10 protein-coding genes are annotated in these 14,970 nt (G+C 72.2%); 8 read left to right on the plus strand and 2 right to left on the minus strand.

Annotated features, from left to right (window positions below):
• Nucleotides 1-61: 61 nt before the first annotated feature.
• Nucleotides 62-1,606: a FadD3 family acyl-CoA ligase gene (locus ACE1OA_RS19920; RefSeq protein WP_356602797.1), complete on the plus strand. Its 1,545-nt coding sequence runs from the start codon at nt 62-64 to the stop codon at nt 1,604-1,606.
• 265 nt (nt 1,607-1,871) lie between these two features.
• Here ACE1OA_RS19920 and ACE1OA_RS19925 read toward each other — a convergent pair whose 3' ends face one another.
• Together ACE1OA_RS19925 and ACE1OA_RS19930 are read right to left on the minus strand one after the other, a co-directional pair.
• A complete protein-coding gene (locus ACE1OA_RS19925) occupies nt 1,872-2,084 on the minus strand; it encodes a hypothetical protein (protein ID WP_147978431.1) in 213 nt (70 codons plus the stop codon).
• Between the two features lie 200 nt (nt 2,085-2,284).
• Nucleotides 2,285-5,263, minus strand: coding sequence for an AfsR/SARP family transcriptional regulator (locus ACE1OA_RS19930; RefSeq protein WP_356602800.1), 2,979 nt, complete (start codon nt 5,261-5,263; stop codon nt 2,285-2,287).
• 143 nt (nt 5,264-5,406) lie between these two features.
• On the opposite strand from ACE1OA_RS19930, the gene ACE1OA_RS19935 reads away from it, so the two are divergent.
• The 7 genes from ACE1OA_RS19935 to ACE1OA_RS19965 all read left to right on the plus strand — a co-directional run bounded on the left by ACE1OA_RS19935 (nt 5,407) and on the right by ACE1OA_RS19965 (nt 14,944).
• Nucleotides 5,407-6,624, plus strand: coding sequence for an amidohydrolase family protein (locus ACE1OA_RS19935; protein WP_356602802.1), 1,218 nt, complete (start codon nt 5,407-5,409; stop codon nt 6,622-6,624).
• Between the two features lie 159 nt (nt 6,625-6,783).
• The gene (locus tag ACE1OA_RS19940) at nt 6,784-7,704 is read left to right on the plus strand and encodes a TIGR03619 family F420-dependent LLM class oxidoreductase (RefSeq protein WP_384872165.1); all 921 of its coding nucleotides are present in this window, start codon (nt 6,784-6,786) and stop codon (nt 7,702-7,704) included.
• Nucleotides 7,705-7,719: 15 nt separating this feature from the next.
• Nucleotides 7,720-8,481: an SDR family NAD(P)-dependent oxidoreductase gene (locus tag ACE1OA_RS19945; RefSeq protein ID WP_432753149.1), complete on the plus strand. Its 762-nt coding sequence runs from the start codon at nt 7,720-7,722 to the stop codon at nt 8,479-8,481.
• Between the two features lie 155 nt (nt 8,482-8,636).
• Entirely contained in the window at nt 8,637-9,761 is a 1,125-nt protein-coding gene (locus ACE1OA_RS19950) for an LLM class flavin-dependent oxidoreductase (RefSeq protein ID WP_432754080.1), read from the plus strand.
• A 168-nt stretch (nt 9,762-9,929) separates the two neighbouring features.
• Nucleotides 9,930-11,669: an N-acyl-D-amino-acid deacylase family protein gene (locus ACE1OA_RS19955; protein WP_432753150.1), complete on the plus strand. Its 1,740-nt coding sequence runs from the start codon at nt 9,930-9,932 to the stop codon at nt 11,667-11,669.
• A complete protein-coding gene (locus ACE1OA_RS19960) occupies nt 11,666-13,123 on the plus strand; it encodes an aldehyde dehydrogenase family protein (RefSeq protein ID WP_432753151.1) in 1,458 nt (485 codons plus the stop codon). Before ACE1OA_RS19955 ends, ACE1OA_RS19960 begins: the two co-directional genes overlap by 4 nt.
• A gap of 249 nt (nt 13,124-13,372) precedes the next feature.
• Nucleotides 13,373-14,944 carry an APC family permease gene (locus ACE1OA_RS19965; RefSeq protein ID WP_356774844.1) on the plus strand — a complete coding sequence of 524 codons (1,572 nt, stop codon included), beginning with the start codon at nt 13,373-13,375 and terminating at the stop codon, nt 14,942-14,944.
• Nucleotides 14,945-14,970: the final 26 nt, after the last annotated feature.

Consider the following 14,970-nt stretch of genomic DNA (forward strand, 5'->3'; position numbering starts at 1 on the left):
GCTGACAGCGCGTCAGGCTACAGCTAATCTGACGGATAGTCAGCTGAGGGGAGTGGTGGAGATGCGCGGCGACCTGGAATGGGGGTCGATCCCGCGGCTGGTGAGGTCGGCCGCCGCACGGTACGCGGACGCGGAGGCGGTGATCGAGGGCCGCACGCGCCTGTCGTACGGCGAGCTCGGCGAACGGGTCGAACGGGCGGCGGCGGCCTGCATCGCCTCCGGGGTCGAGCCCGGGGACCGGGTCGCCGTCTGGGCCCCCAACACGCTGGACTGGATCGTCTCCGCGCTCGGCGCGGTCACCGCGGGCGCCGTCCTGGTGCCCCTGAACACCCGCTTCAAGGGCACCGAGGCGGCCTACGTCCTGGAGCGCTCGCGCGCCCGGCTGCTGTTCGTCACGGGCACCTTCCTGGGCACCTCGTACGTCGCCTCACTGCGCCGCGCCGAGGTGCCCCTGCCCCATCTGGAACGGGTGGTGGTGCTCGGGGACGGCGCCCCGGACGACTACCTGACCTGGAAGGCGTTCCTCGCCGAAGGCGACCGGATCACGTCGGCGCAGGTCCGCGCCCGGGCCGACGCGATCTCCCCGTCCGACCCCTCGGACCTCGTCTACACCTCGGGGACGACGGGCCGGCCCAAGGGGGCGGTGATCAGCCACGCCCAGACCCTGCGCTGCTACGCGATCTGGTCGGAGCTCGCCGGGCTGGAGGAGGGCGACCGCTACCTGATCGTGAACCCCTTCTTCCACACCTTCGGCTACAAGGCCGGGATCATCGCCTGCCTGATGCGGGGCGCCGTGATGATCCCGCAGCCGGTGTTCAACGTGGACACCGTCCTCGCGAACATCGCCTCGGAACGCGTCACGGTCCTGCCCGGGCCACCCACCCTCCACCAGTCGCTGCTCGACCACCCCTCCCGCTCCGCGTACGACCTCGCGTCGCTGCGCCTGGTCGTCACGGGCGCCGCGGTGGTCCCGCTCCGGCTGGTGGAACGGCTCCGCGGCGAACTGGGCGTGGCCACGGTGCTCACCGCGTACGGCCTCTCCGAGGCGAGCGGCATCGTGACCATGTGCCGCCGGGGCGACCCCGCCGACGTCGTCGCGACGACCTCCGGCCGCCCCGTCCCGGACACCGAGGTCCGCCTGTCCGAGGCGGGCGAGGTCCTGGTGCGCGGCCACCACGTGATGCGCGGCTACTTCGAGGACGAGGAGGAGACGGCCCGGGCGATCGACGCCGACGGCTGGCTGCACACGGGGGACGTGGGCGTCCTGGACGAGGCGGGGAACCTGCGGATCACCGACCGGGTCAAGGACATGTTCATCGTCGGCGGCTTCAACGCCTATCCGGCCGAGATAGAACAACTCCTGGGCCTGCACCCGGACATCGCCGACGTCGCGGTCATCGGCATCCCCGACCCCCGGCTCGGGGAGGTCGGCAAGGCGTTCGCGGTCCGGCGGCCCGGGGCGCGGGTGACGGGCGACGACCTGATCGCCTGGGCGCGGCGGGAGATGGCGAACTACAAGGTCCCCCGGGCGGTCGAGTTCGTGGGAGAGCTGCCGCGGAACGCGAGCGGCAAGGTGGTGAAGGGGGAACTGCGGGCGCGGGCGTAGGCGCCGGACGCGGGTGCGACGGAGGGGCCGGGTGCGGGTACGACGGAGGGGCCGGGCGACTGCCCGGCCCCTCCCTCGTACCGTCCGGTCGCGGTGCACCGGTCCCTGCCTGGCGGGTCCCCCCGGCCCCGCAGACGTCCCCCGAGCACGCGATGCCTCCACTGCCGGACTTTCACGGCTCCGGCGACTCCCCCGATGGCGTCGCCGCGGCCGTCCCCCCGTGGTGCGCCGGCCCTCGTGTCCCCCGTGGGCCGGCTCGTCCCGGTTACGCGAGGGGCTCGCCCGTCGCGTGGGAGTCGAGCGGCTTGATGATCGGCTTGATCGGCTCCGTGGTGGCGTGGGAGTCGAGCGTGGTGACGTCCCCGCCGGTCGCGTGCGAGTCCAGCGGCTTGATGGGCTCGCCGGTGGCGTGCGAGTCGAGCGTCGTGAACTCCTCGCCCGTCGCGTGCGAGTCCGTGGGCTTGAGGTTGTCGGCCATGGAGCAGCTCCTGAAGTCGTTCGGCTGGTGGTACTGACACGTCCGCCCGGCAATTCCCCCGCGGATCGCCGGGCGGACCGTCCAGGGCCGATCACCTTAGTGGTGGGGCCTCATGGCGATCCGTCTGCCCCCCGACGCGGCGGATCGACATGCACGAGAATGCCGTGCGGCGATAAACGAATGATGAACGCCCGCCCGGGTCAGGCGACCGCCGCCGGGTGGAGCAGGACGCGGACGGTCTTGGCCTCGGGCGAACCCAGTCCGTCGAACACCGTCAGCGCCTCGGTCCAGCACACCCGGGCCCGGTCCGTCTGGCCCAGCGCCGCGAGTCCCTGGCCCAGGACGGTCAGGACGTTGGCCCGGCGCCACTCCCCGCCGATGCCGTGCAGCACGGACAGCGCCTGCTCGGCGTTGGCCGCCGCCGCCGTGTACCGGCGGTCGGCCAGGTGCACCTCGGCGAGCCGGAACAGCGTCATCCCGTGCCACAACTGCTGGCGGCTCTCCTGGAAGACGTGGAGGGCCTCGGTGAGGACGGCACGGGCCTGGACGGTCCGGCCGGACGCGGTGAGCGCCAGGCCGAGCGCGTACTTGCCGTTGGCGAGGCGCAGGGCGAGGCCCGTCTCGGCCTTCTCGTAGATGGTGATGCCCTGCTCGGCGAGCTCGACGGCACTGGCGACACGACCGGTGGCCAGGTGCACGCGGGACAGGTTGCACAGCGCGCTGGCCTCGCCGGGCCGGTTCGCGTCGGCGCGGAAGGCGTCGCGGGCACGCGAGAGGTGGGCTTCGGCGTCCACGTGCCGGTTCTCGTACAGCGCGAGGATGCCCCGCTCGTTGGGCGCGTTCCCGCACGTCCAGGGATCCCCGGACGCCCGTCCGAGGTCCATGGCGAGATGCGCCTCGCCGTCGGCCTCCTCGAACCGGCCGGCGGTGCTGTACACCTGGGTCAGCGTGGTGCGGGCCCGGCCCTCGGAGCGGGCGTCGCCGGCCGCGCGGGCGGCGTCCCGGGCGGCCACGGTCGCCATCTCGTAGCGCCGGGCGTTGATGCCCGACTCGGCCAGGTCCTTCGTCGCCATCAGCAGGTCGACGGCCCGGCGCAGGGACGCGGGCCCGAGGGACTGCTGCACGCAGGCCAGCACGCAGTCCGCCTCGGCATGCAGCCAGTCGAGGGCCTCGGCGTGGTCGGCGAACGCGAGCCCCGCGTGCGAGGTGGCCTCCAGGTGCGCGACCGTCCGGTCGCCCGGCCGCTCGATCGCGTACACCCGCGCCGCGGTCGACAGGTAGAAGTCCAGCAGCCGCGACAGCGCCAGATCCCGTTCCACCGGCGGGTGTTCGTCGCGCTCCGCGCACGCACGCGCGTAGAGGCGGACGAGGTCGTGGTAGCGGTAGCGGCCCGGGGCCGCCGATTCGAGCAGGGAGGTGTCGACGAGGGCCTCCAGCAGGTCCTCGGTGTCGTGGGGCGGGAGGTCCACGACGGCCGCCGCCGCCGCGAGCGAGATGTCCGGGCCGTCGGCCAGGCCGAGCAGGCGGAAGGCGCGGGCCTGGGCCGGCTCCAGCTGGCCGTAGCCGAGTTCGAAGGTGGCCTTGACCGCGAGGTCGCCCGCCTGGAGTTCGTCCAGCCGACGCCGCTCGTCGGCGAGCTTGGCGGCCAGCACCGAGACCGTCCAGGTGCGGCGGGCCGCCAGCCGGGAGGCGGCGATGCGGATCGCCAGCGGCAGGAAGCCGCAGGCCGCCACGACGTCCAGCGCCGCCTCGCGCTCCGCCTGCACCCGCTCGGCGCCGACGATCCGGGTGAAGAGCTGGAGCGCCTCCTCGGGGGACATGACGTCCAGGTCCACCAGGTGCGCGCCGGCCAGGTCCACCATCCGGATCCGGCTGGTCACCAGCGCCGCGCAGCCCGCCGTGCCCGGCAGCAGCGGCCGGATCTGGGCAGCGTCGCGCGCGTTGTCGAGCAGGACCAGGATCCGCCGGCCGTCGAGGGTGGAGCGGTACAGCGCCGCCCGCTCGTCCAGGGAGTCGGGGATCGCCGCGTCAGGGGTGCCCAGGGCCCGCAGGAAGGCGCCGAGCACGGTCTCCGGCGCGGCGGCCCGCGAGCCCGCGCCCTGGAGATCGACGTAGAGCTGGCCGTCCGGGAAGTGCGGCCGGGCCTCGTGCGCCACGTGCACCGCGAGCGTGGTCTTGCCGACGCCGCCGATGCCCGCGAGTGCCGAGACGGCCATCACGGAGCCCTCGGCGGTGGCGAGCCGGTCGCCCAGCTCCCGTACGAAGGAGTCGCGGCCGGTGAAGTCGGGCACCGTCGCCGGAAGCTGCGCGGGCCGTGCGGCGGGGGCCGCCGCCCGGGAGGCCTCCTCCACCGGGCGGTCCAGCTCGGCGTCGGCCTGGAGGATCCGCTGCTGGAGACGGGACAGCTCGGCGCACGGGTCCACGCCCAGCTCGTCGGCGAGGAGGCGGCGCGTGTCCGCGTACACCGCGAGCGCCTCCGCCTGCCGTCCGCTGCGGTAGAGGGCCAGCATCAGCAGTTCGCGCAGCCGTTCCCGCAGGGGGTGCGCCGCGGTCAGGGCGGTCAGCTCGGACACCGCCTCCGCGTGCGCGCCGAGCTCCAGGTCCATGTCGAGCCGGGTCTCCAGGAGCTGCAGCCGCCACTCCTCCAGGCGCGTCCGCTGGGTCTCGGCGTACGGTCCGGGCACCGAGGCCAGCGCCTCGCCGTCCCACAGGCCGAGGGACTTGTTGAGCCGGGCCCGGGCCGTGGCGCGGTCGCCGGACGACCGCAGCTTCTCGGCCTCGGCCGCCAGCTCCTGGGCGACGCTCAGGTCCAGGGAGTCGGCGCTCGCCCTGATGGCGTAGCCGCCGGACTCGCTGACCAGGACCCCGGGGTCGAGGATCTTGCGCAGCCGTGAGGCGTAGGTGCGCACGGCGGCCAGCGCCTGCGAGGGCGGGTCCTCGCCCCAGATCGCGTCGATCAGCTCGGAGGCGGTGGCCGTGCGTCCGTCGCGCATCAGCAGTGCCGCGAGCAGGGCACGCTGCTGCGGCGAGCCCGAGGGGAGTGCCTCGCCGTTCCGCCAGGCCCGCACGGGTCCGAGCACGCCGAAGCGCAGATCGGCGGCCTGCTCCCGGCCGGCGTCCTCGGAACCCGTCGCCGGAGTCCGCTGCTCCGGCACCCGCGAGCCGTTCTCACGGTCCATAGCTCCCCCTGCCCGTACCGCTGGTTTCGCCCAAGACAGTCTGCCTTGTCCGTGGGCCGCGCGTCAGCATCGGGTGACCGTCTGCACAGGATCCGCCCCCCGACTAGCTGACGGGTCGTCAGATCAGCGCTACCGTGACGGACATGGAGACCTTCCCGAAGATCATCTCGGTGGACGACCACACCGTGGAGCCTCCGCACGTCTGGCAGGACCGGCTCCCGTCGAAGTACCGGGACACCGGTCCGCGCGTCGTCCGCGCACCCCTGAAGGAAATGACCTTCCTCGGTGGCAAGTTCGCCCCCGTCATGGGCGCGCCCGGCGACGACGGGCCGATCGGCGACTGGTGGGTGTACGAGGACCTGCACCGCCCGCTCACCCGGCTCGACACCGCCGTCGGCTACGACCGGGACGAGATCAGGCTGGAGGTGATCACGTACGAGCAGATGCGCCCCGGCTCCTTCCGCGTCCCCGACCGGCTCGCCGACATGGACGTGAACCACGTCCAGTCCGCGCTCTGCTTCCCCACCTTCCCGCGCTTCTGCGGGCAGACGTTCACCGAGGCCGGGGACCGTGAGCTGGGCCTCCTCGGCGTCCGTGCCTACAACGACTGGATGGTCGAGGAGTGGTGCGGCCCCGAGGCGGCCGGCCGCCTCATCCCGCTCACCCTGGTGCCCCTGTGGGACGCCGAGCTGGCCGCCGCCGAGGTCCGCCGCAACGCCGCCCGGGGCGTGCGGGCCGTCGCCTTCTCCGAGATCCCGCCGCATCTCGGGCTGCCGTCGGTGCACACCGACTACTGGGACCCGTTCCTGCGGGCCTGCGACGAGACCGGCACCGTCGTGGCCATGCACATCGGCTCGTCGAGCCGGATGCCCAGCACCTCGGCGGACGCCCCGCCCGCCGTCGGCTCCACCATCACCTTCGCCAACTGCTGTTTCTCGATGGTGGACTGGCTGATGAGCGGCAAGTTCGAGCGTTTCCCGAACCTGCGGATCATGTACGCGGAGGGGCAGATCGGCTGGATCCCGTACATCCTGGAGCGCGCGGACGTCGTCTGGGAGGAGAACCGGGGCTGGGGCGGCGTGGCGGACAAGGTGCTGCGCCGGCCGTCGGAGCTCTTCGCCGAGCACGTGTACGGCTGCTTCTTCGACGACGCCTTCGGCCTGCGGAACCTCGACGCGATCGGTGTCGGCAACGTCCTCTACGAGACCGACTACCCGCATTCCGACTCCACCTGGCCCAAGTCCCGCGAGGTCGGCGAGGCGCAGATGGGGCACCTGGCCCCGGACGTGGTCGAGCGGATCGTGCGCGGCAACGCGATCGAGCTGCTGGGACTGACGCCGGACGGACTCTGGCGTCCGTAGGGGGCGTCGTGCTCCGGTCCCGCCGGGCTCGCGGCGGTCCGGTGGCGCGGTGGCCCCGCGCGGCAAAGCGGCCCGGCACACCCCTTGCCTGATGGTCCGTCAGCGATGACGATGGGCTCCTTCGTTTTCTGACGGATTGTCAGTTAAGGGGTGGAGTCCATGGTCTCGTACGGGATGCAGCTCCCGGTCCAGTCGCAGAGCACCCTCTACGCCGAGGCGTGGGAGGCCGGGGCCGGTCCGGGGGATCTCGTCGAGATCGCCCGCGCCGCCGACCGCGGCGGCTTCGACTACATCGCGAGCTGCGACCACGTCGCCATCCCGCGCCGGCTCGCCGGGCCCATGGGCACCGTCTGGTACGACCCGGTCGCCACGCTCTCCTACCTCGCCGCCGCCACCGAGCGGGTCCGGTTGCTCTCGCACGTCGCGATCGTGGGGCTGCGGCATCCACTGGTGTCCGCCAAGGCGTACGCGACCCTCGACCACCTCTCCGGCGGGCGGCTGGTCCTCGGGGTGGGGGCGGGGCACGTGGAGGAGGAGTTCGACGCCGTCGGGGCGGACTTCACCGGCCGCGGGCGGGTCCTCGACGAGACGATCGACGCGCTGAAGTCGGCCCTCGGGCCGGAGGAGTACCCGGAGTTCTCCGGTGAGCGCTTCGCCTTCAAGGACCTCGGGCAGCGGCCCCGGCCCGCCCAGGAGCGGGTGCCCGTCTGGGTCGGCGGATCGTCGCCGGCCGCCGTGCGCCGGGCGGCGGTGCGGGGGGACGGCTGGCTGCCCCAGGGGGATCCGCGCGATCGGCTCCCCGCCCAGATCGCGAAGCTGCTGCGGCTGCGGGCCGAGGCCGGCGTCGAGGCCCCGATCACGGTGGGGGCCATCGTCGAGCCGCTCTACGTCGGCGAGGCCGGCTGGGAGGTCGGGCGGCGCACCCTGACGGGCAAGGCGGAGGACATCGCCGCGTCGCTGCGGGCGTACGGGGAGATGGGCGTGCACCAGATCCAGGTCCGGTTCCGCTCCCGGAGCCGTACCGAACTCGTCGACCAGATGGCGGCGTTCGCCGCGGAGGTCGCACCACACCTGAGCTGAGGAGCGTGGCAGGGCATGGGCAAGCTGGACGGGCGCGTCGTCGTCATCACGGGCGCGGCGCGCGGGCAGGGTGAGCAGGAGGCGCGGCTCTTCGTCGCCGAGGGCGCGAAGGTCCTTCTCGGGGACGTCCTGGACGACGCCGGTGAGGCGCTGGCCAAGGAGCTGGGGGAGGAGCGGGCCGCGTACGTCCGCCTCGACGTCACCCGGGAGGAGGACTGGTCCGCGGCCGTCGCCCGCGCGCGCGGACGCTTCGGCCGGATCGACGGCCTGGTGAACAACGCGGGCATCCTGCGGTTCAACGAGCTGGTCGCCACCCCGCTCGACGAGTTCCAGGCCATCGTGCAGGTCAACCAGGTCGGCTGCTTCCTGGGCATCCGTACCGTCGCGCCCGAGATCGCCGAGGCGGGCGGCGGCACCATCGTGAACACCGCCTCGTACACGGGTCTGACCGGCATGGCGGGTGTCGGCGCCTACGCCGCCAGCAAGCACGCCGTCCTCGGGCTCACCCGCGTGGCGGCCCTGGAGCTGGCCGGGCGGGGCATCCGGGTCAACGCGGTCTGCCCCGGCGCGATCGACACCCCGATGAGCAACCCCGAGGGCGTGGATCCGGCGGCGACCGAGGAGCTGTACCGCAAGCTCGTGCCGCTCGGCCGCATCGGACGGCCGGAGGAGGTGGCGGCCCTCGCGCTGTTCCTGACCGGGGAGGACTCGGCCTACATCACGGGCCAGCCGTTCGTGGTCGACGGCGGCTGGCTGGCCGGCGTCAGCCTCTTCTGACCTTCCGGATCCCGTCCGGGCGTCCCTCCCGGGCACGCCCGGTCCCGAACCTAGCTGACGGGCCATCAGGTATTGACGCACCCGCGCGGCGGTGCGAAAGTCGGGCACATCGAGAATCTGACGGTACGTCAGAAATAACGAGGACGGTGAACCCCTTGGAATTCGGGATCTTCGTGCAGGGATACGTCGGCAAGCGCGCCGAGACCGATCCCGAGGCCGAGCACAAGGCGCTGATGGAGGAGACCGAGTACGTCATCCAGGCGGACCGATCCGGGTTCAAGTACGCCTGGGCCTCCGAGCACCACTTCCTGGAGGAGTACTCCCACCTGTCGGCGAACGACGTCTACCTCGGCTACCTCGCCCACGCCACCGACCGGATCCACCTCGGCTCGGGCATCTTCAACCCCCTCGCACCCGTGAACCACCCGGTCAAGGTGGCCGAGAAGGTCGCCATGCTCGACCACCTCTCCGCCGGCCGCTTCGAGTTCGGCTCCGGCCGCGGCGCGGGCTCCCACGAGATCCTCGGGTTCATGCCGGGCATCACCGACATGAACCACACGAAGGAGATCTGGGAGGAGACGATCGCCGAGTTCCCCAAGATGTGGCTCCAGGACGAGTACGTCGGCTTCCAGGGCAAGCACTGGTCCCTGCCGCCCCGCAAGATCCTGCCCAAGCCGTACGGCAAGTCCCACCCGGCCATGTGGTACGCCGCCGGCTCGCCCTCCTCCTACGCGATGGCCGGCAGCAAGGGCCTGGGCGTCCTGGGCTTCAGCGTGCAGAAGGTCTCCGACATGGAGTGGGTCGTCGAGTCGTACAAGACGGCGATCAAGGAGGCCAGGGCGGTCGGCGACTTCGTCAACGACAACGTCATGGTGACCTCCACCGCGATCTGCGCCGAGACCCACGACAAGGCCGTCGAGATCGCGGTCGGCGGCGGCCTGAACTACCTCCAGTCGCTGCTCTTCCGCTACCACGACACCTTCCCGCGGCCCGAGGGAATCCCCGAGTGGCCCGAACTCCTGCCGGAGTACAGCGCGGAGATCATCGAACTCCTCATCGCCGAGGAGCTGATGATCTGCGGCGACCCGGAGGAGGTGCTGCGCCAGTGCAAGCGCTGGGAGCAGGCCGGGGCCGACCAGCTGTCCTTCGGGCTGCCGATCGGGGTCTCGTACGAGGACACGATGAACACGATCAAGCTGATCGGTGAGCACGTGATCCCCAAGATCGACACGGACCCCGTCCACCGCACCACCCGCTTCCGCCAGGCCGCGGGTTCCTGACGGGGCGGGGCGGGCCCTCCCGGTGCCCCTCCCACCCGCGAGCGCGGGGCGGTGTCTTCCCGGATCGCCGCTCCGTACCTGCCCCGGTCGGGGACGTCGTAGCCGCGGCCGGCTACCGCGTCCCCGGCCGGGGCGCGTCCATGTGGTCCACGTGAGGAAAGGGACGTCATGCTCGATCACCTGATCAAGGGGGCCACCGTCGTGGACGGCACCGGCGCCCCCGCCCGCGTCGCCGACGTCGGTCTACGCGACGGGCGCATCGCCCTCGTCGCCGAGCCGGGCACCGTCACCGAACAGGCCGCGAGCAGCGAGGACGCCACCGGGCTCGTCCTCGCCCCGGGGTTCGTCGACCCGCACACCCACTACGACGCCCAGCTGTTCTGGGACCCCTTCGCGACCCCCTCCATGAACCACGGCGTCACCACCGTCGCCGGCGGCAACTGCGGCTTCACCCTCGCCCCCCTGCACCCCGACCGGCCCGAGGACGCCGACTACACCCGCCGCATGATGTCCAAGGTCGAGGGCATGGCCCTGGCAGCCCTGGAAGACGGGGTCGACTGGTCCTGGTCCTCCTTCGCCGAGTACCTCGACGCCCTCGAAGGGCGGATCGCCGTCAACGCCGGTTTCATGGTCGGTCACTGCGCCCTGCGCCGGTACGTGATGGGCGCCGACGCCGTCGGCGGGCAGCCCACCGACGCGCAGCTGCGGGCGATGGAACGGCTCCTCCACGAGGCCATGGACGCGGGCGCCTGGGGCCTGTCCACCACCCAGTCCGCCACCCACTCCGACGGGGACGGCGCCCCCGTCCCCTCCCGGCACGCCACCCCGGCGGAACTGATCGCGCTCTCCAAAGCCGTCGGCGAGCACGAGGGAACCCAGATCGAGGCGATCCTCGCCGGCTGCCTCGACCAGTTCTCCGACGCCGAGATCGACCTCTTCGTCGAGATGACGGCGGCGGCCGGCCGGCCGCTCAACTGGAACGTCCTCACCATCGACGCCGCCGTGCCGGAACGCGTGCCGCGCCAGCTCGTCGCCTCCGAGCGCGCCCGCAAGTCCGGCGGCCGGATCGTCGCCCTCACCATGCCGATCCTGACCCCGATGAACATGTCGCTGGGCACCTTCTGCGCCCTCAACCTCATCCCCGGCTGGGGCGAGATCCTGGCCCTGCCCGTGGCCGAACGGATCGCGCGACTGCGCGACCCGCAGGTCCGGACGGAGATGCTCCGCCGCGCCGACTCCCGCGAGGCCGGCGTCTTCCGGCGCCTCGCCCGCTTCGACCGCTACGTCATCGGGGACACGTACAGCGCCGAGAACGAGGGCCTGACCGGCCGCGTCGTCCGGGACATCGCCGCCGAGCGGGGCCAGGACGCCTTCCAGTGCCTGGTCGAGATCTGCGCCAACGACGACCTGCGGACCGTGCTGTGGCCGATGCCCTCGGACAACGACCCGGCCTCCTGGGCGCTGCGCCGCGAGACCTGGGAGCACGAGGACGTGATGCTGGGCGGCTCCGACGCGGGCGCCCACCTGGACCGGATGTGCGGGGCGCCGTACACCACCCGCTTCCTCGGCGACTGCCTCCGCGGCCGGAAGCTGGTCCCGCTGGAGCAGGCGGTGAAGATGCTCAGCGACGATCCCGCCCGGCTGTTCGGGCTGCGCGAACGGGGCCGGATCGAGGAGGGGTTCCACGCCGACCTGGTCCTCTTCGACCCCGAGCGCATCGACGCCGGCCCGGCGACCCTCGTGCACGACCTGCCCGGCGACAGCCCCCGGCTGGACTCGCGGGCGGTCGGCGTCGTCTCGGTCCGCGTCAACGGCGTGGAGACCGTCCGCGACGACGAGGTGACCGGCGCGATACCGGGCCGGGTGCTGCGATCCGGCCGCGACACGAGGACGGTGCCGACGCGATGACCCGTACCGAGAGCCTCTTCATCGGGGGCACGTGGACCGAGCCCGACGGCGGGCACTACGAGGTGATCGACCCGGCCACCGAGGAGGTCGTCGGCCTCGCCCCCGAAGCCTCCCGAGCCCAGGTGCACGAGGCGGCCGCCGCCGCCCGCGCGGCCTTCGGCGCCTGGTCCCGGACGCGGCCGGAGGAGCGCGCCGCGATCCTGGACCGCGCCGCGGACATCATGGCCCGCGACGCCGACCGACTCACCGTCCTCGCCCAGGCCGAGACCGGCGCGACCACCGGGACCGCCCGCGGGATGCAGGTCGCCGTCGGCGTCTCCCGGTTCCGCCGGTACGCGCGCGGCGCCCTGGAGCCGGTCGAGCAGGCGCTGCCCCCGCAGATCAACGAGGCGGGACCGATGGGCAGGGCCGGGGTCTTCGGCGCGCTCGCCGTGCGCCGCCCGGTCGGCGTGGTCACCTGCATCACCTCGTACAACAACCCCTGGGCGAACCCGGCGGGCAAGGTCGCCCCGGCCCTGGCCATGGGCAACACGGTGCTGGTCAAGCCCGCGCCGCAGGACCCGCTCTCCGTGTACGCGATGGCGCGGGCGCTGGAGGAGGCGGGCGTCCCGGCCGGCGTCGTGAACGTCGTCACCGGCTCGGCTCCCGGGGTCGGCGAGGCGGCGGTCGACTCGCCCGACGTCGACATGGTGTCCTTCACCGGCTCCACGGCCGTCGGGCAGCGCATCGGGGAGGTCTGCGGCCGCGACATGAAACGGCAGCTGATGGAGCTGGGCGGCAAGGGCGCGGCCCTGGTCCTCGACGACGCCGACCTGGACGCGGCGGTCGCCGGCATCGGCACCACCTTCGCCTTCTACAGCGGGCAGATCTGCACGGCCCCGACCCGGGTGCTCGCCCAGCGCGGGGTCCACGACCGCCTGATCGAGAAGCTGACCGGCTACCTGGCCTTCATGAAGGTGGGCGATCCGAGGGAGCGGGGCACGGTCGTCGGCCCGGTGATCTCGGCGGCCCACCGCGACCGTGTGGAGTCGTACGTCGAACTGGGCCGCAAGGAGGGGGCCCGGGTGGTCGCCGGCGGCGAGCGGCCGGAACTCGACCGGGGCTTCTACGTGGCGCCCACCCTGCTGGCCGACTGCACGAACACGATGCGGGTGGTCCGGGAGGAGATCTTCGGACCGGTCGTCGTGGTCGTCCCCTTCGACGACGAGGAGGAGGGGATCGCCCTGGCCAACGACAGCGACTACGGGCTGATCGACTACGTCTGGTCCGGGGACACGGCCCGCGCGTTCCGCGTCGCGTCGCGGCTGCGTGCCGGCGGGGTCGGCGTGAACACCGTGGGGCGGAACATGGAGGCCCCCTTCGGCGGATTCAAGAAGAGCGGGGTGGGGCGGGACGTGGGCTCGTACGCCCTGCACGCCTACAGCGAGCTGCAGGCGGTGGTCTGGCCCGGTTGATCATGCTTGGGGAAAGGCCCGGAAGATATCGCGGGAAATTTTGAAATCGGACATTCCGGGCCCAGCTGCGGTTCCCGCATATCGGACACCGATCGGTACGCCTGCCGATCGGTCGGCTCGACCCGGCAGTCGATCTTCCAATCATTGGTAGATGCACGAATTTGGCCTGGCAATGCAAGGTGAAGATCGATGACGCGAGCGGATTCCGACGTTCCGGATGTGGAAACCGCAGCACTTAACGTCCTGTTCATGACTCAGGTGGATGCACGGCCCCAGGCCGGAGACACGGTAAGGGTCGTCCCCGCCTCGGGCGACACCCAGGGCGTACGCACCAAGGGACTCGGCGGCAACTCGGTCGGGCTGCTGGGCAGCGCCGTCATCGGCATCTCGACCGTCGCCCCCGTCTACTGCCTGACCTCCACGCTCGGCTCCACGGCCGGCGAGGTCGGGCTGCAGATGCCCGCGGTGTTCCTGGCCGGCTTCCTGCCCATGCTGCTGGTCGCCTTCGCCTACCGCGAGCTGAACAAGGTCATGCCCGACTGCGGCACCTCGTTCACCTGGACCGTGAAGGCCTTCGGGCCGCGCATCGGCTGGATGTGCGGCTGGGGTCTCGTCATCGCGACGATCATCGTGCTGTCCAACCTGGCCGGCGTCGCGACGTCGTACTTCTGGCTGCTGGCCGGCGAGATCACCGGTGATCCGTCGATCGCCGCCCTGGACGACGACAAGGCCGTCCACATCCTGACCTGCCTGACGCTCATCGCCGTCGCCACCGCGATCAGCTACCGGGGCATGACCGCCACCAAGGGCATCCAGTACGCCCTCGTGGGCCTCCAGCTCGTCGTCCTCGTCCTCTTCGTCGCCATGGCCTTCCAGAAGGCGGGCAGCGGCACCTTCGACACGGGCCTGGACTTCTCCTGGTCGTGGATGAACCCGTTCGCCGTCCAGTCCTTCGCCGCCTTCACCGCCGGCCTGTCGCTGTCGATCTTCATGTACTGGGGCTGGGACGCCTGCCTGGCCACCAACGAGGAGACCACCGGCAGCGAGAAGACGCCGGGCCGGGCCGCGCTGGTCGCGATGGTCGTCCTGGTCGCCTCCTACCTCGCCACCGGCATCGCCGCGCAGATGGCTGTCGGCTCCGGCGACAAGGGCCTGGGCCTTGCGAACCCGGAGACCTCCGACAACGTCTTCGCCGCCCTCGCCGGCCCCGTCATGGGCCCGGCCCTCGGCATCCTGCTCTTCGTCGCGGTCCTCGCCTCGGCGGCGGCCAGCCTCCAGACGACCTTCATCCCGGTGGCGCGCACCGTGCTGGCGATGTCGGCGTACGAGGCCCTGCCCGCGTCCTTCGCGAAGGTCCACCCGCGGTTCAAGGTCCCCGGCAAGGCCACGGTCATCGCGGGCGTCGCCACCGGCGTCTTCTACACGGTCATGACCCTGGTCAGCGAGAACGTCCTGGTCGACACGATCTACGCGCTCGGCCTGATGATCTGCTTCTACTACTCGCTCACCGCGTTCGCCTGCGCCTGGTACTTCCGCAAGGAGCTCTTCCGCTCCGGCCGCGACCTCGTCTACAAGGGACTCTGCCCGGTCCTGGGCGGCCTCCTGCTGACGGCCGTCTTCGGCAAGACGCTCTACGACATGTGGGACCCGGCCTACGGCAGCGGCTCCGCGGTCCTCGGCGTCGGCTCGGTCTTCGTGATCGGTGTCGGACTGCTGCTGCTCGGCGTCGTGATCATGCTGGTGATGCAGCGCAGGAGCCCCGCCTTCTTCCGCGGCGAGGTGCTGACCAAGGAGACCCCCGCGCTGGTCGTCGCGGACTGACCGCGCAGACCCGGCGCCGGACACGG

The sequence above is a fragment of the Streptomyces sp. JL2001 genome, from assembly GCF_050917515.1.
Classification (GTDB): domain Bacteria; phylum Actinomycetota; class Actinomycetes; order Streptomycetales; family Streptomycetaceae; genus Streptomyces.

Excerpts from the sequence above, each read along its gene's own strand:
- ACE1OA_RS19930 (WP_356602800.1), bottom strand. The coding sequence starts at position 5,263 with ATGGACCGTGAGAACGGCTCGCGGGTGCCGGAGCAGCGGACTCCGGCG.
- ACE1OA_RS19935 (WP_356602802.1), top strand. The coding sequence starts at position 5,407 with ATGGAGACCTTCCCGAAGATCATCTCGGTGGACGACCACACCGTGGAG.
- ACE1OA_RS19940 (WP_384872165.1), top strand. The coding sequence starts at position 6,784 with ATGGTCTCGTACGGGATGCAGCTCCCGGTCCAGTCGCAGAGCACCCTC.
- ACE1OA_RS19960 (WP_432753151.1), top strand. The coding sequence starts at position 11,666 with ATGACCCGTACCGAGAGCCTCTTCATCGGGGGCACGTGGACCGAGCCC.
- ACE1OA_RS19965 (WP_356774844.1), top strand. The coding sequence starts at position 13,373 with ATGACTCAGGTGGATGCACGGCCCCAGGCCGGAGACACGGTAAGGGTC.
- ACE1OA_RS19920 (WP_356602797.1), top strand. The coding sequence starts at position 62 with ATGCGCGGCGACCTGGAATGGGGGTCGATCCCGCGGCTGGTGAGGTCG.
- ACE1OA_RS19955 (WP_432753150.1), top strand. The coding sequence starts at position 9,930 with ATGCTCGATCACCTGATCAAGGGGGCCACCGTCGTGGACGGCACCGGC.
- ACE1OA_RS19945 (WP_432753149.1), top strand. The coding sequence starts at position 7,720 with ATGGGCAAGCTGGACGGGCGCGTCGTCGTCATCACGGGCGCGGCGCGC.
- ACE1OA_RS19925 (WP_147978431.1), bottom strand. The coding sequence starts at position 2,084 with ATGGCCGACAACCTCAAGCCCACGGACTCGCACGCGACGGGCGAGGAG.